This window comes from Nocardioides allogilvus, assembly GCF_003047285.1.
Lineage (GTDB): Bacteria > Actinomycetota > Actinomycetes > Propionibacteriales > Nocardioidaceae > Nocardioides > Nocardioides allogilvus.
Genome location: NZ_PZYX01000002.1, coordinates 154,954 through 175,919, shown reverse-complemented (window position 1 = coordinate 175,919; position 20,966 = coordinate 154,954). Strand labels below are relative to the sequence as shown.

The following is a 20,966-nucleotide window of genomic DNA, read 5'->3' as shown; positions in this document are numbered from 1 at the left end:
CGGATGGCCACCACGACCGCCGCCGGGACCCCCACCCAGACCGATTCAGGTTCCCGGGCCCGCACGGCCGCCTTCCGCGCCGCGCTCGACCGCCCGTTGTCGTCCTACTACCTCCTGCTGGGTGCGTCGGCCCTGCTGCTGGCGATCGGCCTGATCATGGTGCTGAGCGCGTCCAGCGTCTACAGCCTGCGCTACTACGACGACTCCTACGCCGTCGTGAAGCGCCAGCTGCTGTGGGTGCTGATCGGCCTGCCGTGCGCCTTCGTCGCCTCCCGGCTCTCCGTCGGGTGGGTGCGTGGCCTCGCCTGGCCCGCCTACGTCGTGTCGCTGGCGCTGCTGCTGCTGACCGCGTTCCTCGGTGTCGAGCGCAACGGAAACCAGAACTGGCTGGCGGTGGGCCCGCTCGCCATCCAGCCCTCCGAGATCGCCAAGCTCGGCCTGATCCTGTGGGCCGCCAACGTCTATGCCCGCAAGGAGCGCCGCCTCGGCAGCGTGCACCACGTGATGATCCCCGTGGTGCCGGGCATGCTGCTGGCGACCGGGCTCGTGGTCGCCGGACGCGACCTCGGCACCGCGCTCGTGCTGTTCGCCATCCTGCTCGGGATGCTCTGGGTGGTGGGTGCGCCGGCACGACTGTTCGTCGTGTGCATCTCGATCGTCGGCGCGGTTGCGTTGCTGCTGGCCGCGATGGACTCCGAGCGGCTCTCGCGCATCACCAACTTCGCCGACCCGTTCAAGGACTACCTCGGCTCCGGCTGGCAGCCCGCCCACGGCCTCTATGCCCTGTCCAGCGGCGGCTGGCTGGGGGAGGGCATCGGCGGCTCCGCGCAGAAGTGGGGCTCTCTGCCCGAGGCCCACACCGACTTCATCTTCGCCGTGCTGGGCGAGGAGCTCGGTCTCGCCGGCACTCTCCTGGTCATCAGCCTGTTCTTCACCATCGCCTTCGCCGCGCTGCGGATCGCGATGCACACCGACGACCCGTTCGTGCGCTACATGACCTTCGGCATCGTGGTCTGGCTGCTGGGCCAGATGATGATCAACGTCGGCATGGTGCTCGCGGTGCTGCCGGTCATCGGCATCCCGCTGCCGCTGGTGTCGTACGGCGGATCGGCCCTGCTGCCGTCCCTGGTCGCGCTCGGGATCCTGATCGGGTTCGCCCGGCGAGAGCCCGAGGCCGCACGTGCGCTCGCGGCCCGCAAGCGCAACCGCTCGGCGGGCCTGTCGGCCGGCCGATAGATTTCCCCCTGATATGCGCATCCTTCTTGCCGGCGGCGGTTCCGCCGGACACACCTCGCCCCTGATCGCCACCGCCGACGCACTGCGTCGCCTCGACCCGAGCGTCGAGATCACCTGCCTGGGCACCCGCGAGGGTCTCGAGGCCCGGTTGATCCCCGAGGCGGGGCTGCCGCTGGAGTTCGTCCCCCGGGTGCCGCTGCCGCGCCGTCCTGGCGCCGACCTGATGCGGGTGCCGGGTCGCCTCCGCGCCGCGCGCCGCGCTGCGGTGGAGATCGTGGACCGGGTGCGTCCCGACGTGGTCGTCGGCTTCGGGGGCTACGTCTCGGTGCCGGCCTACCTCGCGGCCCGCTCGCGCCGCCTGCCGCTCGTCGTCCACGAGGGCAACGCGATCGCGGGCATCGCCAACAAGCTCGGTGCGCGCTTCACCACCCACGTCGCGACCAGCTTCCCCGCCACCGCCCTGCCCCACGCGACCTACATCGGGCTGCCCGTCCGCCGGATGATCTCGACCCTCGACCGCGCCGCGCTGCGCGATGAGGCGCTCGCCCACTTCGGCCTCTCCGCCGACCGCCCGACGTTGCTGGTGACCGGCGGCTCCCAGGGAGCGGTGCGCCTCAACACCGCGATCTCGCAGGCCGCGCCCGCGCTCGCCGCCGCCGGCATCCAGGTGCTCCACGTCGTCGGGCCCAAGCACACGCTCGAGCCGCCCGCAGGCGCCGACACCTACGTCGTCCAGCAGTACGTCGACCGGATGGACCTCGCCTATGCCGCTGCCGACGCGGTGCTGTGCCGCGCCGGCAGCAACACCGTCACAGAGGTCTCGGGCGTGGGCCTGCCCGCGGTCTACGTCCCCCTGCCGATCGGCAACGGGGAGCAGAGCCTCAACGCCCGGGCAGTCATCGACGCCGGTGGCGGGCTGCTCGTCGCCGACAATGCACTCACCCCCGAGTGGGCCGCCGCGACCCTGCCCGCGCTGCTGACCGATCGCGCCCGCCTCGACGCGATGGGCCTGGCCGCCGCCGACGTGATCCCGCTGGACGCGGACGAGAAGCTCGCCCGCATGATCCTCGAGGCAGGCGCCCGATGAGGCTGCCCGTCCCCGACGTGCTGCTCCCCGCCGACCAGCTCGGCCGGGTGCACTTCATCGGCATCGGTGGGGCCGGCCTGTCCGCGATCGCCCGGATCATGGCCGCCAACGGCGTCGAGGTGTCCGGCTCGGACGACCAGGACACCCCCTTCCTCCCTGCCCTGCGCGAGCTCGGCGTCACCTGCCACCTCGGCTACGCCGCCGAGCACCTGGGCCACCTCGCCGACGGCGACACCGTCGTGGTCACGACCGCGGCCCGCGAGGACAACGTCGAGGTCGCCGAGGCGCGCCGTCGCGGCCTCCGGCTGCTGCCGCGCTCGGCCGGGCTGGCAGCGACCATGGCCGGTCACCGGGTGCTCGCCGTCGCCGGCACCCACGGCAAGACCACCACCACCGGCCTGCTGACGAGTGCACTGCTCGCGTCCGGCTCGGACCCGACGTACGCCGTGGGCGGGGTGCTCACCGCGACGGGCCGCAACGCCGACGCCGGCGCCGACGACCTCTTCGTCGCGGAGGCCGACGAGTCCGACGGCGCCTTCCTCGTCTACCGCCCGCACGCCGCGATCGTGACCAACGTCGAGGCCGACCACCTCGACAACTGGGGCACCGAGGAGGCCTACCACGCGGCGTTCGACGAGTTCGCCGACACGATCGACCGCGACGGCTTCCTGGTCTGCGTCTCCGACGACCCGGGCGCGCGCGCCCTGGCCGCGGCCGCCCGGGCGACCGGCCTCGAGGTGATCACCGTGGGGGAGGGCGACGACTGCGACCTGCGGATCGTCGACCTCGTCCTCGACGGGAGCACCTCCACCAGTCGCATCGTCCGCGACGGGGTCGACCTCGGCGAGCTGCGGCTGCGCATCCCGGGCCGTCACTACGTCCTCGACGCGGCGGCCGCCCTGGCGATGGGGCTGCGCCTCGGTTTCGCCTTCGACGAGCTCACCGCCGGCCTGGCCGCCTTCACCGGCACCGGTCGCCGGATGGAGCTCAAGGGCGAGGTGGGGGGAGTGCGAGTCTACGACTCCTACGCCCACCACCACGTCGAGATCGCCGGTGACCTGCAGGCGGCCCGCTCGGTCGTCGGCGACGGCCGGCTCGTCGTCGCCTTCCAGCCCCACCTCGTCTCGCGCACCCGCATCTTCGGTGCCCAGATGGGCGAGGCGCTGGGTGCTGCCGACGAGGTGGTGGTGCTCGACGTCTACCTCGCCCGCGAGGACGCCGACGCCGCCGTCACCGGCCGGCTGGTCGCCGATGCCGTCCCGCTTCCGGCCGACCAGGTCGTCTTCGAGCCCGATTTCGACTCCGTCCCCGCCGAGCTGGTTCGCCGGGCACGGCCCGGCGACGTGGTCCTGACCCTGGGCGCCGGCAGCATCACCCAGCTGGCTGCGCCGATCCTCGCGCTCCTCGAGGAACGCGATGGCTGAGACCCGTGAGGAACGGGCCGAACGCCTGACCCGTCAGCGTTTCGCGCGCCGGCAGTGGGCACGTCGCTGGATGCGCTGGAAGTACGTCGCCGCGTCGGTGCTGCTCGTGACCGCTCTCGTCACCGGTGTCTGGCTGGTGTTCTTCTCCTCCGCGCTGTCGGTCACGAAGGTCGAGGTCGCCGGCAACGAGCTGCTCTCCGACCAGCGGGTGCTGCGCATCGCCGCCGTGCCCGAGGGGGAGCAGTTGGCCCTCGTCGACCTCGCCGACGCTGCTCGTCGTGTGCAGACGCTCTCCGAGGTCAAGGACGTCGACGTCACCCGGGCGTGGCCCGACGGCGTGCTGATCACCGTGACCGAGCGCACCGCCGTGGCGGTCGTGGAGCTGGGCGGCAAGATCCGCGGACTGGACTCCGAGGGCATCGTCTTCCGCGACTACAAGTCCGTGCCCAAGGGCATGCCCCGCGTCCGGCCGACCACGTCCACGGGCGCCGACGCGCTCAAGGAGGCCGCCGGAGTCGTGTCGTCGCTGCCCGACGACCTGGCCGGTCGGGTCGACCACGTCGAGGTGGAGACCATCGACCAGATCACCCTGGTGCTGCGCGACGGTCGCCAGGTGCTCTGGGGGAGTGCCGACGAGAGCAGCCTCAAGGCCACGGTCCTGGCGCAGCTGATCGTCGCCGTGCAGGCCGCGACCGTCTACGACGTCAGCGTGCCCGGCAGTCCCACGACCCGCTGAGAAATATCTGCCTCATCCGCGCGCGGCGGCGTGTCGGTCCCGGTGACTCGGTCGTCGTGCCTACAGTCATGACCAACGCGAGGTTGACATAACTATAACCCTCAGGTTGACCGTTAGGGTTCCGCGGCACCGAGGGTGAGCAGCACAGAGATGTCAACCGGACGACTTCCCCGAAACCCGATTCGACCCCCACTTCACGAGAGGCCTGCAGCCATGGCAGCAGCACAGAACTACCTGGCGATCATCAAGGTCGTGGGTATCGGTGGAGGCGGCGTCAATGCCGTCAACCGCATGATCGATGTCGGCCTCAAGGGTGTCGAGTTCATCGCGATCAACACCGACGCCCAGGCCCTGCTCATGAGTGACGCCGACGTCAAGCTCGACATCGGTCGCGAGCTCACCCGCGGCCTCGGTGCCGGCGCCAACCCCGACGTGGGTGCGAAGGCAGCCGAGGACCACGCCGACGAGATCGAAGAGGTCATCAAGGGCGCCGACATGGTGTTCGTGACCGCGGGCGAGGGCGGTGGCACCGGCACGGGTGGCGCCCCGGTCGTCGCTCGCATCGCGCGCTCGCTCGGTGCCCTGACCATCGGTGTCGTGACGCGCCCCTTCGCCTTCGAGGGACGCCGTCGCGCCAACGCCGCGGAGGAGGGCATCAGCCAGCTCCGCGAAGAGGTCGACACCCTCATCGTCATCCCCAACGACCGGCTGCTCTCGATCAGCGACCGCAACGTCTCGGTGCTCGACGCCTTCAAGCAGGCCGACCAGGTGCTGCTGCAGGGTGTCTCGGGCATCACCGACCTGATCACCACGCCCGGCCTGATCAACCTCGACTTCGCGGACGTGAAGTCCGTGATGGCGAACGCCGGCTCCGCCTTGATGGGCATCGGCTCGGCCCGCGGTGAGGACCGTGCGGTGCAGGCGGCGGAGATGGCCGTCTCGTCCCCGCTGCTCGAGGCGTCCATCGAGGGTGCCCACGGCGTGCTGCTCTCCATCGCGGGTGGGTCCGACCTGGGCCTGTTCGAGATCAACGAGGCAGCTGCCCTGGTGTCGCAGTCCGCGCACGCCGAGGCCAACATCATCTTCGGTGCGACGATCGACGATGCGCTGGGCGACGAGGTCCGCGTGACCGTCATCGCGGCCGGCTTCGACGGTGGCATGCCCAAGCGCCGCTCCGAGGGCAACGTGCTGCGACCGACCAACCCGGTGCAGACCCAGGCCGAGACCCGGGCCGCGGCGCAGGAGCTGGCGGCGAGCAGGTCGACGACGCCCGACTCCGGGGTCGGTCGCACGACGCCGAACCCCGCGGCCCAGTCCTCCAACCCGGCGCCCGCCCAGTCGCCGAGCCAGTCCTCGACGCCGAGCCCGGCGCCGCGACCGACCCGCTCGGTGCAGTTCGACGACGACGACCTCGACGTGCCGGACTTCCTGAAGTAAGTGTTCGTCTTCCGCGACTCGCTGGAGGCCACGTCGACCACGTCCCGGGTCGACGTGGCCTTCACCGATTCCTCGATCGACCTGCAGGGCCTGCGCGACGACTTCCCGGAGCTGCTCGCGCACGTCGAGGGCGTGGTCGGGGTCCCGCTCGCCCGACTGTCCCAGGTGCACGGCGACGAGGTCGTCGTGGTGGACGCGCCGATGCCGCTCGGGCAGGTGCCCGACGGTGACGCCCTCGTCACCACGACGCGCGGTCTCGGGCTGATGGTCCGCGTCGCCGACTGCGTGCCGCTCGTGCTCGCCGACCCGGAGGCCGGCGTCATCGCTGCGGTCCACTCCGGCCGACCGGGCCTCGTGCTCGACATCGCGACCCGCACGGTCGAGGTCATGCGCCAGCACGGAGCCACCACCATCACCGGCTGGCTCGGTCCGCACGTGTGCGGCTCCTGCTACGAGGTGCCCGAGGAGATGCGCGCCGAGGTGAGCGCCCTCGTCCCCGAGGCGCACGCGCAGACCTCGTGGGACACCCCTGCCCTCGACATCGGTGCCGGTGTGCGGGCCCAGCTGTCGCGCGCCGGAGTCGAGGTGCTCGACGTCGGCGGCTGCACCCGCGAGGACCGTGGTCTGCACTCCTACCGCCGTGACGGTGCTGCCGCTGGACGGTTTGCCGGTCTGGTGTGGCTCTCATGACGCGCGCCGACGACCTCGCGGCCAACCTGCTCGCCGTACGCCGCCGCATCGAAGCCGCCTGTGCCGCGGCCGATCGCGACCCCGACGAGGTCGACCTCACCGTCGTGACCAAGAACTTCCCGGCCTCCGACGTGCGGATCCTGGCCGACCTGGGCGTCCGCGACGTGGGGGAGAACCGCCACCAGGAAGCCGCGGCCAAGGCTGCCGAGTGTGCCGACCTGCCGCTGCGCTGGCACTTCGTCGGCGGGCTGCAGAGCAACAAGGCAGCCGCCGTCGCGACCTATGCCGATGTCGTCGAGTCCGTCGATCGGCCCAAGCTCGTGAGCGGACTGCAACGCGGTGCGCACGAGCGCGGCCACGTCGTCGACGTGCTCCTGCAGGTCAGTCTCGACCAGCCCGGTGCCGAGCACCGTGCCGGAGCGGCACCGGCCGACCTGTCGGCGCTGGCCGCGGCCCTCGAGGCCGCCGGGTCCCTGCGGCTGTGCGGACTGATGGCCGTGGCCCCGCTGGGGGAGGACCCGGACGTCGCCTTCGCCCGCCTGTGCGAGATCCGCGAGGAGTTCCTCGCCGACCACCCGGGGGCCGCCATCCTCTCTGCTGGGATGAGCAACGACCTCGAAGCCGCGATCAGGCGCGGCGCGACACGCGTGCGTGTCGGCTCCGCGGTCCTCGGTCCGAGGCCATCGGTCAAGTAATGTCGCGAACAGACGTACACAACTCGCGAGTGCCCCAGGGCGCCGCGGCAACCGGAGGACCACTGTCATGAGCGGCGCAATGCGCAAGATCGGCGAGTACCTCGGCCTGCTCGAGGACTCCGGTCACTACGACGAGTTCGACGGCGACCACGAGACCAGCCAGCACGATGCGGTGGACGAGCGTCCGGTGCCGGCTGCGCGCGAGCGTCGTCCAGCCCCTGTGTCCGATCTCTCCGAGCGCCGTCGCCCGGCCTCGGTCACTCCTGGAGTAGTCGCCGAGTTGAGCCGAATCACGACCCTGCACCCCCGCAACTACAACGAGGCGCGCCTTGTCGGGGAGAACTACCGCGACGGCACGCCCGTCATCATGAACCTCTCCGAGATGGACGACAACGACGCCAAGCGCCTCGTCGACTTCGCGGCCGGCCTGATCTTTGCCACGCGTGGCAGCATCGAGCGCGTGACCAACAAGGTCTTCCTGCTCTCCCCGCCCAACGTCTCGGTCTCGACCGAGGACAAGGAGCGGATCGCGGAGAACGGCTTCTTCAACCAGAGCTGAGTGCCCGTGTCGTTCGTCTTCTCGATCCTCTACATCGCGGTCGGGATCTTCCTCGGCTGCCTGTGGGTGCGCTTCATCGTTGACTGGGTCCAGGTCTTCGCCCGGAGCTGGTCGCCGCGAGGCGTGCTGCTGGTGCTGCTCGAAGGTGTCTACTCGATCACCGATCCACCCATCAAGGCGCTGCGCCGGGTCATTCCGCCGCTGCGGATCGGCAATTTCGCCCTGGACCTGAGCTTCCTGATCGTGATGGTGGCGACGTATTTGGTGTGGGGCCTGATCGGCAGCGTTGCGAGGTAGAACCATCAGCCACACGGGTCACTGACGCCGTCCGTGCCGTGGGGTCTAGTGTGTCTGTGGATGCACAGGCTTGTCGTGCACAGTAATTTCCCTAATCTGTTAACCAGTTCGCCGACGTGAAAGTTTGGGTGAGGTCATGCCGCTGACGCCTGAGGACGTGAGTAACAAGCGATTTACTCCTGTCCGCCTCCGTGAGGGCTACGACATGGGAGAAGTCGACCAGTTCCTCGACGAGGTCGAAGCAGAGCTCGCCAGGCTGACCAAGGAGAACGAGGACCTTCGGTCCAAGCTCTCCGCGGCCCAGTCGGGTTCGCCGACGCCCGCAGCGGCCCCGGTCGCTGCCCCCGAGCCGGTCAAGGAGGAGAAGCCGACCCCGGCTCCTGCTCCCGTGCCGACGCCCGCTCCCGTGGCTGCTGCTGCTGCTGCTCCGGCCGGCGGCGTCGAGACCATCCGGGTCGAGACGGTCCCGCAGGCGTCCAACGCCGCGGCTCGTCTGCTCGAGCTCGCCACGCGCAATGCCGACGAGCTCGTCGAGGAGGCCAAGAACGAGGCCGACAAGGTCGTGGGCGCCGCCCGCACCAAGGCCGAGCGTCTCGAGGCCGAGTCCAAGGCCAAGTCCGACCGCCTCGAGGCCGACGCCCGCCAGCGTTCGCAGATGCTCGACTCGGAGACCGCCGAGCGTCGTCAGCAGATGTTCGGTGAGCTGGAGAAGGAGCGCGACAAGCTCAACGCAGAGGTCGAGACGCTGCGTTCCTTCGAGCGCGAATACCGCTCGCGCCTCAAGACCTACTTCACCCAGCAGCTCGAGTCGCTGCAGGGCAACGCGTCGGTGGCGGAGGTCCCCTCGGGCGACGCTCCCGCGCCGAAGCGCCTCCGCTCGATCCTGGGCGAGGAAGAGGGCTGACCAGCCCCCTCGCACCACGCACCACACGCATCTCGACAACGGCCGGTCCCTTCGCGGGGCCGGCCGTTCTCACCCCCATGGGCGAGCCGTTTGGAGCAGTGCTCCGCCAGCGACTACCCTCCTGCCACGTATGTGGCTCGGACCACACGACCCATGGCCCACAAGGAGGCCCCTTCCAATGGCACGCAGCACTCGCAAGTCCCTCGCCGGAAGCGCTGCTGCGGCGGCCAAGAAGGTGATCGGTCGACGCGGCGCGGCCACGACCACGGACACCGTCGCCAGTACGTCGAAGGCGCCGGCGAAGAAGGCTGCGCCGGCTGCGAAGAAGGCGCCGGCGAAGAAGGCTGCTCCGGCTGCGAAGAAGGCGCCGGCGAAGAAGGCTGCGCCCGCTGCGAAGAAGGCACCGGCGAAGAAGGCCGCTCCGGCTGCGAAGAAGGCACCGGCGAAGAAGACCGCGCCCGCTGCCAAGAAGGCCCCCGCCGCGAAGGCGCCGGCGAAGACCGTGGCGAAGAAGGTGGCACCCGCCAAGGCGGTGGCGACCGCGCCCGTGGCCAAGAAGGCGCCTGCCAAGACGGCCAAGAAGTCGGCCCCTGCTGCGAAGAAGACCGCCCCGAGGAAGGCGCCCATCTCGTCGCTGGCGGTCAAGGACGGCGAGGACGCCTGGACCAAGACGGACGTCAAGGAAGTGCTCGCCGAGCTGCACTTCCAGCGCGACAAGCTCGTCCACCTGATCGAGGACGCCGAGCACGACCTTCAGGGCCTGATGCGCGACGCCGGTGACGGTGCCGGGCACGACCAGGCCGACATGGGCGCGACCAGCTTCGAGCGCGACCACGAGCTGACGGTCGTCAACAACGAGCGCGACATGGTGGCCCAGATCGACCGCGCCCTGGGGCGCATCCACGACGGCACCTACGGCGTGTGTGAGTCGTGCGGTCAGCCGATCGGGAAGATGCGGCTCATGGCTTTCCCGCGTGCCACACTGTGCATGTCATGCAAGCAGCGCGAGGAGCGTCGCTGAATCCCAGCGACACGGGTCCGGTCTCCGGTGACTCCCGACGTCGCAGCACCTGGTGGCTCTTCGCAGTCGTCGGCGCGGTTGCCTACGTCCTGGACGTCGGCACCAAGCAGTGGGCGCTGACCGCGCTGGCCGACCGTGACATCAGCGTCGTGGGCGACCTGCTCGTCCTCCACCTCACGCACAATCCCGGTGCGGCGTTCAGCACCGGCACCGAGTTCACCGTGGTGCTCAGCTGTCTGGCGATCGTGGCGGTGTCCGTCGTCCTGGTGCTGAGCCTGCGGCTCGCCAGCTCGTTGTGGTCCGTTGGCCTCGGGCTGCTGCTCGGCGGCGTCGGCGGCAACCTCACCGACCGGATCGTGCGTGAGCCCGGACCCCTGCGCGGCCACGTCATCGACTGGTTGATGCTGCCCCACTGGCCGGTCTTCAACATCGCGGACATGTGCATCATCGGTGCTGCGGGCGTCATCATCATCCAGAGCATGCGCGGCGTGACCCTGCGCGGTGAGCGCATCCCCCCCACCACAGACTCGAGCAAGACATGACCAGCAGCTATGCCGACCACCGGACCGTGCTCGTGCCGGAGGGTCTCGCCGGGGAACGCGTCGACGCCGCCATGGCCCGGATGTTCGGCCTGTCGCGCACCAAGGCGGCCGACCTCATCTCCCAGGGCCTCGTGCAGGTCGACTCGGCCGCCGTCGGCAAGAGCGACCGGGTGCACGCCGGCGCCATGCTGGACGTGACGATCCCCGTTGAGAACGACCCGCTGGAGGTCCGCGCCGAGATCGTCGAGGGCATCAAGATCATCCACGACGACGACGCCATCGTGGTGATCGACAAGCCCGTCGGGGTCGCTGTCCACCCGTCTCCCGGCTGGTCCGGCCCGACCGTGGTCGGGCACCTCGCCGGTGCCGGCTTCCGGATCTCCACCTCCGGTGCCAAGGAGCGCGAGGGCATCGTCCAGCGCCTCGACGTCGGCACCTCGGGCGTGATGGTGATCGCGAAGTCCGAGCACTCCTACTCCGTGCTCAAGAACGCCTTCCGCCACCGCACGGTCGACAAGACCTACCACGCGCTCGTGCAGGGCCACCCCGACCCGCTGAGCGGCACGATCGACGCACCCATCGCGCGGCACCCGAAGTTCGACTACAAGTTCGCGGTCATGGCCGACGGCCGGCACAGCGTCACCCACTACGAGACGCTCGAGGCACACCGCTTCGCCTCGCTGCTGGAGATCCACCTCGAGACCGGCCGCACCCACCAGATCCGGGTGCACATGGCCGCGCTCAAGCACCCCTGCGTCGGCGACATCACCTACGGCGCCGACCCCACGCTGACCAAGCGCGTCGGCCTCGAGCGTCAGTGGCTGCACGCCCTGAAGCTCGGGTTCGAGCACCCGGACAGCGGCGACTACGTCGAGTACGAGTCGACGTACCCCGATGACCTTGCCCACGCGCTCGAGGTCATCCGAGATGAGCACTGACGCAGCTCTCAGGCTCGCCACGGAGGCGGACCTCCCGACGGTCGCGGAGGTCTACCTCGCGGCCCGGGCCGTGGCTGCGATGCCCCCGGGCATCCATCCGCCCGACGACGTGCGCTCCTGGGTCCGCACGTGGGACCTCACCGAGCGCGAGGTCTGGGTCGCGGAGCACGGCGGAGCCGTCGTCGGCTTCGCCAACCTGACTCCCACCTGGCTCGACGGCCTGTACGTCGACCCGGGTGCCCAGCGAGGGGGCATCGGCTCGACCCTTGTCGAGCTGGCCAAGTCCGTGCGCCCGGACGGCTTCGGGCTGTGGGTCTTCGAGGTCAATGAGCCGGCCCGGGCGTTCTACCGCCGGCACGGCTTCGTGGAGCTCGAGCGCACCGACGGCTCGGCCAACGAGGAGCACGCGCCGGACCTCAAGCTGGTGTGGCCGGGGGCGGACCCGCTGGCCCACTACCGGTCGCTGATCGACGACGTCGACCTCGTCCTCGGTGACGTCCTGGCCCGCCGGGCAGCCCTGACCCGGGTCGTCCGCGACCACAAGCGCACGGTCTCGTCGGTCGAGGACCCGGCCCGGGACGCCGAGCGCGAGCTCGAGATCGTCGACCGGGTGGCCGCGATCGTGCCCGAGCTCGGCCCCGAGCGGGTCGCGCGGATCATGCACGCGATCATCAGTGAGTCGCTGGACGCGTCGCGATGAGCGTCCTCCTGCACCTCAACGGGGCGCCGGGGGTGGGGAAGTCGACGATCGCGGAGCGGCTGGTCGCGACGCGCCCCGGTTGGCTCAACTGCGACATCGACTTCCTGCGCGCTCTCATGGGCGGGTGGCGCGACGACTACGTCGGTGCCGGCGCCCGGATCCGCCCACTGGCCAGGGAGCTGATGGCCGCCCAGCTCGCCACGGGTCGAGGTGTCGTCCTGCCGCAGCTGATCATGGAGGACCGTGAGCTGTCCCAGTTCAGGTCACTGGCCACGGTGTGCGGCGTCCCCTACGTGCACGTCTACATCGAGGCCCCCGACGAGGAGCTGGCGATGCGGTGGCAGCGTCGCTCCGACAAGCAGTGGGTCTCCGCGTCCCAGCGCATCCTGCGCTCGCTGGGCGGCACCGAGGCGGTCCTGATGGCCGGTGCGCTCGCCCGCGAGCTCGCGGTCGTCGACCGGGCGGTGTTCGTGCGGTCGGACCGGGGTCGCATCGACGTGGCCGTCGACCAGATCGACAACCTCGTGTCCTAGATTGCTCGCCATGCAGCTGGACGGGGAAATGGCCGAGCGCTACCGCGACTTCGCGGCGTACGCCGAGGGGGATTCGGACTGCTTCGTCGACTGGGCCCTCGGCGTGGCCGAGGACGCCGAGATCCACGGCTGGCTGGCCGAGCTGCCGCGCCTCAAGCAGCAACCCAACCTGGTCTTCGCCGCGGCGCGGCTGCACGGCGCGGCGGCGCCGAGCCCCTACGCCGAGCTGAGGCGGACCCTGCTCGAGCACGAGACGGCGATCAAGGAGACCATCCGCGAGCGCGCCACCCAGACCAACGAGGTCGGCCGGCTCGCCACGCTGGTGCCGGTGTTCGCGCAGGTCGCGGAGCAGTCCGGTCCCTTGAGCCTGGTCGAGGTCGGTGCCAGCGCCGGGCTCTGCCTGTTCCCCGACCGCTACGACTACGCGTGGCCACCGCTGGGCGCGCTGACCGGCAGTGGTGGACCGACCCTGCGCGCCGACGCGAGCGGCGACGTCCCGCTCCCGCGCAGCCACCCGGAGGTCGCCTGGCGGGGCGGGGCGGACCTCAACCCCCTCGACGTACGCGACGACGAGGCGATGGCGTGGTTGCGCACCCTCGTGTGGCCCGAGCAGCAGGAGCGGCGCGAGCGGCTCGAGCAGGCGGTCCGGATCGCAGCCGAGGACCCGCCCGAGATCATCCGGGGCGACCTCTTCGAGGCGCTGCCCGGCCTGGTGGCCGAGGCGGGCAGGCACGGGACGCCCGTCGTGTTCCACAGCGCGGTGATCGCCTACCTCGAGGTGGGGGAGCGAGCGCGCTTCCACGACCTGATGACGGGGCTCGTGGCCGACGGGACGTGCCGGTGGGTGAGCAACGAGGCCCCGCACGTCCTGCCCCTGGTCCGTGGCGATCTCGAGGTGCCCGTGGGCCGGTTCGTGCTGGGGCTGGACGGTCGTGCGGTGGCCCTGACGCACGGTCACGGGCACGCGATCGACTGGCTCTGAGCGCTCCGCGAACGGCACCGAGTGTCCTGTCGGTGGGCCCTGACAGACTGACGTAGGCTGGCGCCCTTCCCCCTCAGACGCGTCGGTGACCCACTCGATTGCGGCATTCCTGCGACCCCCCCGGAAGGTGTGGAAGACCCCCTCATGTCGGCCGGCTCAGGAGACAACTTCGCGCACCTGCACGTCCACACCGAATACTCGATGCTGGACGGCGCGGCCCGGCTGAAGGACCTCGCCGAGCGCACCGCCGAGCTCGGCATGCCGGCGGTGGCGATGACCGACCACGGCAACGTGTTCGGCGCCTACGAGTTCTACCGCCAGTGCAAGGCCGCCGGGGTCAAGCCGATCATCGGCATGGAGGCCTACTTCACGCCCAACATCAGCCGGTTCGAGCGCAAGCGGGTCAACTTCTACAAGGGCGGTCCCGACGACGTCTCCAGCCGTGGTGCCTACACCCACATGACGCTGCTGAGCGAGACCACCGAGGGGATGCACAACCTCTTCCGGCTCTCGACGGGCGCCTGGCGCGACGGCTTCTTCCAGCACCCGCGCGCCGACCGCGAGCTGCTCTCGCAGCACAGCGCCGGCATCATCGGCACGACCGGCTGCCCCAGTGGTGAGATCCAGGTCCACCTGCGCCACGACAACTACGCCGCGGCCCGCCAGACCGCCGCGGACTACCAGGAGATCCTGGGGCGCGACAACTACTTCATGGAGCTGATGGACCACGGCCTCGACATCGAGCGTCGGGTCCGCGAGGGGCTGCTGAAGCTCGCCAAGGACCTGCAGATCCCGCTCCTGGCCACCAACGACTCCCACTACGTCCGCCAGGAGGACGCGAAGTCCCAGGAGCACCTGCTCTGCATCAACTCCGGCTCCACGATGGACATCCCGGCCGGCGACGGTCCCGGCCAGCGGTTCGCGTTCTCCGGCGACGGCTACTACATCAAGTCGCCCGCCGAGATGCGTTCGCTGTGGGTCGACAAGTACGACCTCCGCGAGGCCTGCGACAACACGCTGTGGATCGCCGAGCGCTGCGACGTGGCCTTCACCGAGGGCAGCGGCACCTTCATGCCGAAGTTCCCCTGCCCCGAGGGGGAGAACGAGGACTCCTGGCTGGTCAAGGAGGTCGAGCGCGGCCTGCACGTCCGCTACCCCGCCGGCATCCCGGACGCGGTGCGCAAGCAGGCCGACTTCGAGGTCGGCGTCATCACCAGCATGGGCTTCCCCGGCTACTTCCTCGTCGTGGCCGACTTCATCAACTGGGCCAAGAACAACGGCATCCGCGTCGGCCCGGGCCGCGGCTCGGGTGCGGGCTCGATGGTCGCCTACGCCATGCGCATCACCGACCTCGACCCGTTGGTGCACGGCCTGATCTTCGAGCGCTTCCTCAACCCCGACCGCGTCTCGATGCCCGACTTCGACATCGACTTCGACGAACGCCGTCGAGGCGAGGTCATCCGCTACGTCACCGAGAAGTACGGCGACGAGCGGGTCTCCTACATCGTCACCTACGGCACCATCAAGGCCAAGCAGGCGGTCAAGGACTCCTCGCGCATCCTCGGCTACCCGTTCGCGATGGGCGACCGGATCACCAAGGCGATGCCGGCCGCGGTCATGGGCAAGGACGTGCCGCTGCAGGAGATCTTCAACTCCGAGCACAAGCGCTACGGCGAGGGCGGCGAGTTCCGCGCGCTCTACGAGTCCGACAACGATGTCAAGAAGGTCGTCGACACCGCCGTCGGCATCGAGGGCCTCAAGCGGCAGTGGGGCGTGCACGCGGCCGGCGTGATCATGTCCAGCGAGCCGCTCCTCGACATCATCCCCATGCTCAAGCGCCCCTCCGACGGCGCCATGATCACCCAGTTCGACTACCCGACGTGTGAGTCGCTGGGCCTGATCAAGATGGACTTCCTCGGGCTGCGCAACCTCACGGTGCTCGACGACGCGGTGAAGAACATCGCCGTCAACCGGGGCGAGGAGGTCGTGCTCGAGGACCTCGAGCTGACCGACGAGGCGACGTACAAGCTCCTCCAGCGCGGCGACACGCTCGGCGTCTTCCAGCTCGACGGCGGCCCGATGCGGGCGCTGCTGCGCTCGATGCGACCCGACACCTTCGAGGACATCTCGGCCGTGGGCGCGCTCTACCGCCCCGGCCCGATGGGCGCCGACTCGCACAACAAATACGCCCGCCGCAAGACCGGCCGCGAGCCGGTCGAGGCGCTGCACCCCGAGCTGGCCGAGGCCCTCGAGGACGTGCTGGGCGAGACCTACGGCCTGATCGTCTATCAGGAGCAGGTCATGGCCATCGCCCAGAAGCTCGCGGGCTACACGCTGGGACAGGCCGACATCCTGCGCCGCGCGATGGGCAAGAAGAAGAAGGAGGAGCTGGACAAGCAGTTCGCCGGCTTCTCCGCGGGCATGACCGAGCGCGGCTACAGCCACGCCGCGATCAAGGCCCTGTGGGACACGCTGCTGCCCTTCTCCGACTACGCCTTCAACAAGGCCCACTCCGCGGCCTACGGCCTGGTGTCCTACTGGACCGCCTACCTCAAGGCCAACTACCCGGCCGAATACATGGCGGCGCTGCTGACCTCGACGCGCGACGACAAGGACAAGTCGGCGATCTACCTCAACGAGTGCCGCCGGATGAAGATCCAGGTGCTGCCGCCCGACGTCAACGAGTCGCACGCCAACTTCACCCCGGTCGGCAACGACATCCGCTTCGGCCTGACCGCGATCCGCAACGTCGGCGTCAACGTCGTCGAGGGCATCGTCGCGGGGCGCCAGGAGGCGCGCTACGCCGACTTCAACGACTTCATGGCCAAGGTGCCGGTCCACGTCTGCAACAAGCGCGTCATCGAGTCGCTGATCAAGGCCGGCGCGTTCGACGAGATGAAGCACAAGCGCCGGGCCCTCGTCACGATCCACGAGATGGCCGTCGACCAGTACATCGACATCAAGAAGAACGAGGCGATCGGCCAGGACTCGCTGTTCGGCGGCCTCGACGAGGCCGACGGCGGGTTCGGCGTCAACGTCGCGATCCCGGAGATCGACGACTGGGACAAGATGACGCTGCTGGGGCACGAGCGCGAGATGTTGGGTCTCTACGTCTCCGACCACCCGCTGCTCGGCCTCGAGCACGTCCTGCAGACCGGCACCGACTGCACCATCGGCCAGCTGATGCTCGACGAGGACCGCCCGCACGGCTCGACGCTGACGATCAGCGGCCTGGTCACCAGCGTCCAGCGCAAGATCACCAAGAAGGGCGACTCCTGGGCGACCGTGACCCTCGAGGACCTCGACGGCGCGATCGAGGTGCTGCTGTTCCCGAGCGCCTACCAGCTCGCCTCCGCCCACCTGGTCGAGGACGCGATCATCCGGGTCAAGGGCCAGCTCTCCCGGGACAAGGACCAGCCCGAGCTCCGGGCCCAGGAAGTCAGCGTGCCCGACCTGTCCGACGGTCCGTCCGGCCCGGTCACGGTCAACCTGCCCCAGACGCGGATCAACCCGGGCGTGGTCGACAGCCTCAAGGACGTGCTGGCCACGCACCCCGGCGTGACCGAGGTGCTGCTCAACGTCCGCATGCGCGACAAGACGATCGTGCTCAAGGTCGGCGACCACCACCGCGTGACTCCTTCGCCGGCCCTGTTCGCCGACCTCAAGCAGCTGCTCGGCCCGGGGTGCCTGTCGGGATGAGCCTGCGCAGTGGTGCGGCCGTCCAGGCGGTCGTCTTCGTGGCCGTGTTCGCGCTCTCCGGCGCGCTGGCCGGCGTGCTCTGGGAAGCCCTGTGGGACGCCCCCGACGGCGTCGCCTACCAGGACCAGTGGTTCCTCGAGCCAGCCGGACCCGACCACGCCTTCGCCGGGACGGGTTGGTACGTCGTGGTGGCGGTGCTCGCCGGCGCGCTGACCGCCTTCGCGCTGGCCTGGTGGTGGCCCCGGCACGCGCTGGTGGGCTTCGGCGCGATCGTCGTGGGCTCGGCGCTGGCCGCGTGGGTGATGTTCCAGGTCGGGCACGCCCTGGGCCCGCCCGACCCACGAGTCCTGGCGGTGGGCGAGGACGACCTCACCCCCATCCCCAGTGACCTCAGGCTGGCCGGGGGCAGCGCCTACGCGGCCTTCCCGATCGGCGCGATGCTCGCCTGCGTCTACGTCTTCCTGGTCGCGGCGGGTCGAGACACCGGACACCGGGCTTCGGCAGTGGGGACCGGGTCCGCTCGGTAGGCTGCGGCCCTCACGCATCCAGCGTTTTTCGACGGGGGTTCTCATGTCCAACACCACTCCACCAAGCGCCGGCGGCCCGGAATTCCTCGAGTCGTCCGCGGGCGCTCCGGTCGCCGGCGATCCGGCTGGCTCCAGCGACAGCCGCAAGCGCCTGCTGGCCCTCGGCGGCCTGGTCGGCGTCCTCGCGGTGGGTGGTGGCGCGGTCTGGGCTGCGTCCTCCTTCCTCGGCACCGGATCGCAGCCGGCCGAGGCCATGCCGGCCAGCACCCTCGGTTACGTCAGCATCGACCTCGACCCGAGCGGCGCGCAGAAGATCGAGGCGATCAAGACCCTGCGCAAGTTCCCCATGTTCCGGGACCGCATCGGCCTGGAGACCGATGACGACCTGCGTGAGCGGCTCGTCGAGGAGATCGTGAAGTCGGGGGAGTGCGAAGGTCTCGACTACGCCGAGGACGTCGAGCCGTGGCTCGGCGACCGGGCAGCGATGGGCGCCGCCGACCTCGGCGGCGACACTCCGGCGCCGATCCTTGTGGTCCAGGTCAAGGACGCCGGCCAGGCCGAGGACGGTCTCGACAACCTCTTCGAGGTCTGTGGCGGTGACCGGGAGGGGTCGGAGGACACCGGCGGCTACGTCATCTCCGGCGACTGGATCGTGATCGGCAAGAACGAGGCCGAGGCCCAGCAGGTCGTCGACGCCACGGAGCAGGGCTCGCTGGCCGACGACGATGACTTCCAGCAGTGGACCGGCGAGGCGGGTGAGCCCGGGATCGTGAGCATGTATGCCGCTCCCGAGGCCGGCGAGTTCCTCGGTCGCTACGTCGCCGACATGGGTGCCATGGGCGGCATGCTCGGTGGGCCCTCGCTCGACATGAACGAGTTCGACCCTGACACCGGCGAGCTCGAGCCGCCCACGCCGGGCGAGTCGCCGAGCGTCCCCCCGGAGGTCCAGGAGGCGCTGGAGGACTTCCAGGGCGCTGCCGCCACCATGCGCTTCGACGACGGCTCCTTCGAGGTCGAGGTCGCCGGCAACGCCGGCATGACCAGCGCCACGCTGCTCGCGGCCGAGGGCGGCGCCGACGGGATCGCCGATCTGCCCGAGGACACCATCGCGGCCTTCGGCATGGGCTTCACCGACGGCTGGTTCCAGACGGTCCTCGACCAGATGGCCGCCACGAGTGGCGAGTCGCCCGACGAGTTCGTGACGATGCTCTCGGAGGAGACCGGGCTCGACCTGCCCGAGGACGCCGAGACGCTGCTGGGCGAGGCCGTCACCATCTCGCTCGGTGGTGACTTCGACCCCGAGGCCTTCTTCAACGGCGGCCCGGCCGAGCTCCCCGTCGGCGTCACGATCGAGGGGGACCCGGCCGAGATCGAGTCGGTGCTGGACAAGCTCCGTCCGCAGCTGGGTGAGGAGGCCTCGCTCCTCGAGACCGAGAGCGACGAGGACTCGGTCACCATCAGCCCCAACGCCGACTACCGCGCCGCCCTCCTGGAGGACGGCGACCTCGGCGACTCGGCGGCCTACACGTCGGTCGTCGAGGGCGCCGACGACGCGAGCGTCGTGCTGTTCGTCAACTTCGATGCCGGCAACTGGCTCTCCGACCTCGCCGGCGACGACCCGACCGCCGCGGAGAACGCCGAGCCGCTGTCGGCATTCGGCATCACCGGCTGGATGGACGGCGACACGTCGCACACGATCATGCGGCTCACCACCGACTGATCGCGGCAGCCAGCCCCTACCGGCCGACCCGGTCCGTGACCGCTTCGGTGGTCGCGACCAGGTCGGCCGGAGCCAGCTCCAGGTCGAGGCCGCGACGCCCGCCGGAGACGAAGATCGTGTCGTGCTCGAGCGCGGACTCGTCGAGCACGGTCCGGTGGCGTTTCTTCTGCCCGACGGGGGAGATGCCGCCGGCGACGTAGCCCGTGGCGCGTTCGGCCGCGCCCACCTCGGCCATGACGGCCTTGCTGCCGCCGAGGGACCGGGCCAGCGCCTTGAGGTCGAGCTGCCCGGCGACGGGGACGATCGCGACCACGAGCTCGCCGTCGAGGACGGCCAGCAGGGTCTTGAAGACACGGGCCGGCTCGACGCCGAGCGCCGCGGCGGCCTCCATGCCGTACGACGCGGCGCGCGGGTCGTGGTCGTAGGCGTGCAGCTCGAACCCGACGCCGGCCGCGGTCAGCGCCAGCGTCGCCGGGGTGCCGCCCGCCGGGCGCTTCTTCTTCGCCATCGCGATCGCCTCAGTTGGGGGACCAGGCGGTGCGCGCGACGTCGGTCGCCGGCAGCGACGGGATGACGTTGATGGCGCGCAGCTCCTCGCGCAGCAGCGAGGTCACCAGCTCCAGCCGGGCCTCCGGGCTCTCCGCCTCCAGCAACGACTGCCGCTCGGCCATCGGTAGCGGGGCGAGCGCGGCCAGGGTCCAGGAGAGATAACCGGGATCGCTCGGGAGGCTGCCGGAGAAGGTCGTGCCCTGCATGTCGCTGACCGCCGCGCGATAGGCGGTGAAGGTGGCGCGGGCCCGGTCATGGAGCTCACGGCTGCCCTCGATCGGCTGGTCCGGGGACTCGGTGACCTCGCCGTTGGCGAACTCGCCGGACGTCTCCAGGCCGCCGAGGACGATCCGGTCGCGGCCGGTCGCGATGATCTCGAAGGTGCCGTCCTCGTTGCTCTCGACGTCGGTCAGCTGCATCCGCACGCCGACGCGGTAGAGCGACTGGGCCCCGTGGTCGCCGACCTCGTAGCCCTCCCGGATGGCGACCGTGCCGAAGACGCGCTCAGCGGGGTCCTCGATGCTGAGCAGGTGGTGCACCAGGGCGCGGTAGCGGTCCTCGAACACGTGCAGCGGGACGGAGACGCCGGGGAACAGCACCGTGTTGAGCGGGAACATCGGCAGCGTCTGGATCACGCTCAACAACCTAACGGGTCGGCGGTCCCTGTCCACCGACCGTCGAGAAGGTCCG

Annotated in this window: 21 protein-coding genes; 19 read left to right on the top strand and 2 right to left on the bottom strand. The window is 70.3% G+C overall.

All coding sequences use genetic code 11. From position 1 onward, the window contains the following. Nucleotides 1-3: 3 nt before the first annotated feature. The 19 genes from ftsW to C9J87_RS04055 all read left to right on the top strand — a co-directional run bounded on the left by ftsW (nucleotide 4) and on the right by C9J87_RS04055 (nucleotide 19,727). Nucleotides 4-1,236 carry a putative lipid II flippase FtsW gene (gene ftsW / locus C9J87_RS04145; RefSeq protein WP_107704824.1) on the top strand — a complete coding sequence of 411 codons (1,233 nt, stop codon included), beginning with the start codon at nucleotides 4-6 and terminating at the stop codon, nucleotides 1,234-1,236. Nucleotides 1,237-1,249: 13 nt separating this feature from the next. Beyond that, nucleotides 1,250-2,323: an undecaprenyldiphospho-muramoylpentapeptide beta-N-acetylglucosaminyltransferase gene (gene murG / locus C9J87_RS04140; protein ID WP_107704823.1), complete on the top strand. Its 1,074-nt coding sequence runs from the start codon at nucleotides 1,250-1,252 to the stop codon at nucleotides 2,321-2,323. Next, a complete protein-coding gene (murC, locus tag C9J87_RS04135; RefSeq protein ID WP_107704822.1) occupies nucleotides 2,320-3,747 on the top strand; it encodes a UDP-N-acetylmuramate--L-alanine ligase in 1,428 nt (475 codons plus the stop codon). Before murG ends, murC begins: the two co-directional genes overlap by 4 nt. After that, nucleotides 3,740-4,483 carry a cell division protein FtsQ/DivIB gene (locus C9J87_RS04130; protein ID WP_107704821.1) on the top strand — a complete coding sequence of 248 codons (744 nt, stop codon included), beginning with the start codon at nucleotides 3,740-3,742 and terminating at the stop codon, nucleotides 4,481-4,483. Before murC ends, C9J87_RS04130 begins: the two co-directional genes overlap by 8 nt. A gap of 213 nt (nucleotides 4,484-4,696) precedes the next feature. Then, a complete protein-coding gene (gene ftsZ / locus C9J87_RS04125; protein WP_107704820.1) occupies nucleotides 4,697-5,920 on the top strand; it encodes a cell division protein FtsZ in 1,224 nt (407 codons plus the stop codon). Next, on the top strand, nucleotides 5,921-6,610 hold the full coding sequence (locus C9J87_RS04120) for a polyphenol oxidase family protein (RefSeq protein WP_010833525.1): 690 nt from the start codon (nucleotides 5,921-5,923) through the stop codon (nucleotides 6,608-6,610). Beyond that, the gene (locus C9J87_RS04115; RefSeq protein ID WP_010833524.1) at nucleotides 6,607-7,305 is read left to right on the top strand and encodes a YggS family pyridoxal phosphate-dependent enzyme; all 699 of its coding nucleotides are present in this window, start codon (nucleotides 6,607-6,609) and stop codon (nucleotides 7,303-7,305) included. Before C9J87_RS04120 ends, C9J87_RS04115 begins: the two co-directional genes overlap by 4 nt. Nucleotides 7,306-7,372: 67 nt before the next feature. Beyond that, on the top strand, nucleotides 7,373-7,864 hold the full coding sequence (locus C9J87_RS04110) for a cell division protein SepF (protein ID WP_036490953.1): 492 nt from the start codon (nucleotides 7,373-7,375) through the stop codon (nucleotides 7,862-7,864). A 6-nt stretch (nucleotides 7,865-7,870) separates the two neighbouring features. Continuing rightward, nucleotides 7,871-8,161, top strand: a complete 291-nt coding sequence (locus C9J87_RS04105) for a YggT family protein (RefSeq protein WP_010833522.1) — start codon at nucleotides 7,871-7,873, stop codon at nucleotides 8,159-8,161. A gap of 136 nt (nucleotides 8,162-8,297) precedes the next feature. Continuing rightward, nucleotides 8,298-9,065, top strand: a complete 768-nt coding sequence (locus C9J87_RS04100) for a DivIVA domain-containing protein (RefSeq protein ID WP_036493069.1) — start codon at nucleotides 8,298-8,300, stop codon at nucleotides 9,063-9,065. A gap of 178 nt (nucleotides 9,066-9,243) precedes the next feature. After that, a complete protein-coding gene (locus tag C9J87_RS04095) occupies nucleotides 9,244-10,086 on the top strand; it encodes a TraR/DksA family transcriptional regulator (RefSeq protein WP_010833520.1) in 843 nt (280 codons plus the stop codon). Next, nucleotides 10,059-10,628, top strand: coding sequence for a signal peptidase II (locus C9J87_RS04090; protein ID WP_107704819.1), 570 nt, complete (start codon nucleotides 10,059-10,061; stop codon nucleotides 10,626-10,628). Before C9J87_RS04095 ends, C9J87_RS04090 begins: the two co-directional genes overlap by 28 nt. Then, nucleotides 10,625-11,566, top strand: coding sequence for an RluA family pseudouridine synthase (locus C9J87_RS04085; RefSeq protein ID WP_010833518.1), 942 nt, complete (start codon nucleotides 10,625-10,627; stop codon nucleotides 11,564-11,566). Before C9J87_RS04090 ends, C9J87_RS04085 begins: the two co-directional genes overlap by 4 nt. Next, on the top strand, nucleotides 11,556-12,266 hold the full coding sequence (locus tag C9J87_RS04080; protein WP_010833517.1) for a GNAT family N-acetyltransferase: 711 nt from the start codon (nucleotides 11,556-11,558) through the stop codon (nucleotides 12,264-12,266). Before C9J87_RS04085 ends, C9J87_RS04080 begins: the two co-directional genes overlap by 11 nt. Beyond that, nucleotides 12,263-12,799, top strand: coding sequence for an AAA family ATPase (locus C9J87_RS04075; protein ID WP_010833516.1), 537 nt, complete (start codon nucleotides 12,263-12,265; stop codon nucleotides 12,797-12,799). The genes C9J87_RS04080 and C9J87_RS04075 overlap by 4 nt, the downstream gene beginning before the upstream one ends. A 10-nt stretch (nucleotides 12,800-12,809) precedes the next feature. After that, entirely contained in the window at nucleotides 12,810-13,781 is a 972-nt protein-coding gene (locus C9J87_RS04070) for a DUF2332 domain-containing protein (RefSeq protein ID WP_010833515.1), read from the top strand. Nucleotides 13,782-13,925: 144 nt separating this feature from the next. Next, nucleotides 13,926-17,480 (top strand): DNA polymerase III subunit alpha, encoded by a 3,555-nt coding sequence (gene dnaE / locus C9J87_RS04065; RefSeq protein WP_107704818.1) that lies wholly within the window; start codon nucleotides 13,926-13,928, stop codon nucleotides 17,478-17,480. Further along, complete coding sequence (locus tag C9J87_RS04060; protein ID WP_107704817.1) at nucleotides 17,477-18,007, top strand: hypothetical protein; 531 nt, start codon at nucleotides 17,477-17,479, stop codon at nucleotides 18,005-18,007. Before dnaE ends, C9J87_RS04060 begins: the two co-directional genes overlap by 4 nt. A 43-nt stretch (nucleotides 18,008-18,050) precedes the next feature. Next, nucleotides 18,051-19,727, top strand: a complete 1,677-nt coding sequence (locus tag C9J87_RS04055; protein ID WP_107704816.1) for a DUF3352 domain-containing protein — start codon at nucleotides 18,051-18,053, stop codon at nucleotides 19,725-19,727. Between the two features lie 16 nt (nucleotides 19,728-19,743). Here C9J87_RS04055 and ybaK read toward each other — a convergent pair whose 3' ends face one another. Then, nucleotides 19,744-20,235 carry a Cys-tRNA(Pro) deacylase gene (gene ybaK / locus C9J87_RS04050; RefSeq protein ID WP_107704815.1) on the bottom strand — a complete coding sequence of 164 codons (492 nt, stop codon included), beginning with the start codon at nucleotides 20,233-20,235 and terminating at the stop codon, nucleotides 19,744-19,746. A 10-nt stretch (nucleotides 20,236-20,245) separates the two neighbouring features. Then, nucleotides 20,246-20,911 carry an LON peptidase substrate-binding domain-containing protein gene (locus C9J87_RS04045; RefSeq protein ID WP_107704814.1) on the bottom strand — a complete coding sequence of 222 codons (666 nt, stop codon included), beginning with the start codon at nucleotides 20,909-20,911 and terminating at the stop codon, nucleotides 20,246-20,248. Nucleotides 20,912-20,966: the final 55 nt, after the last annotated feature.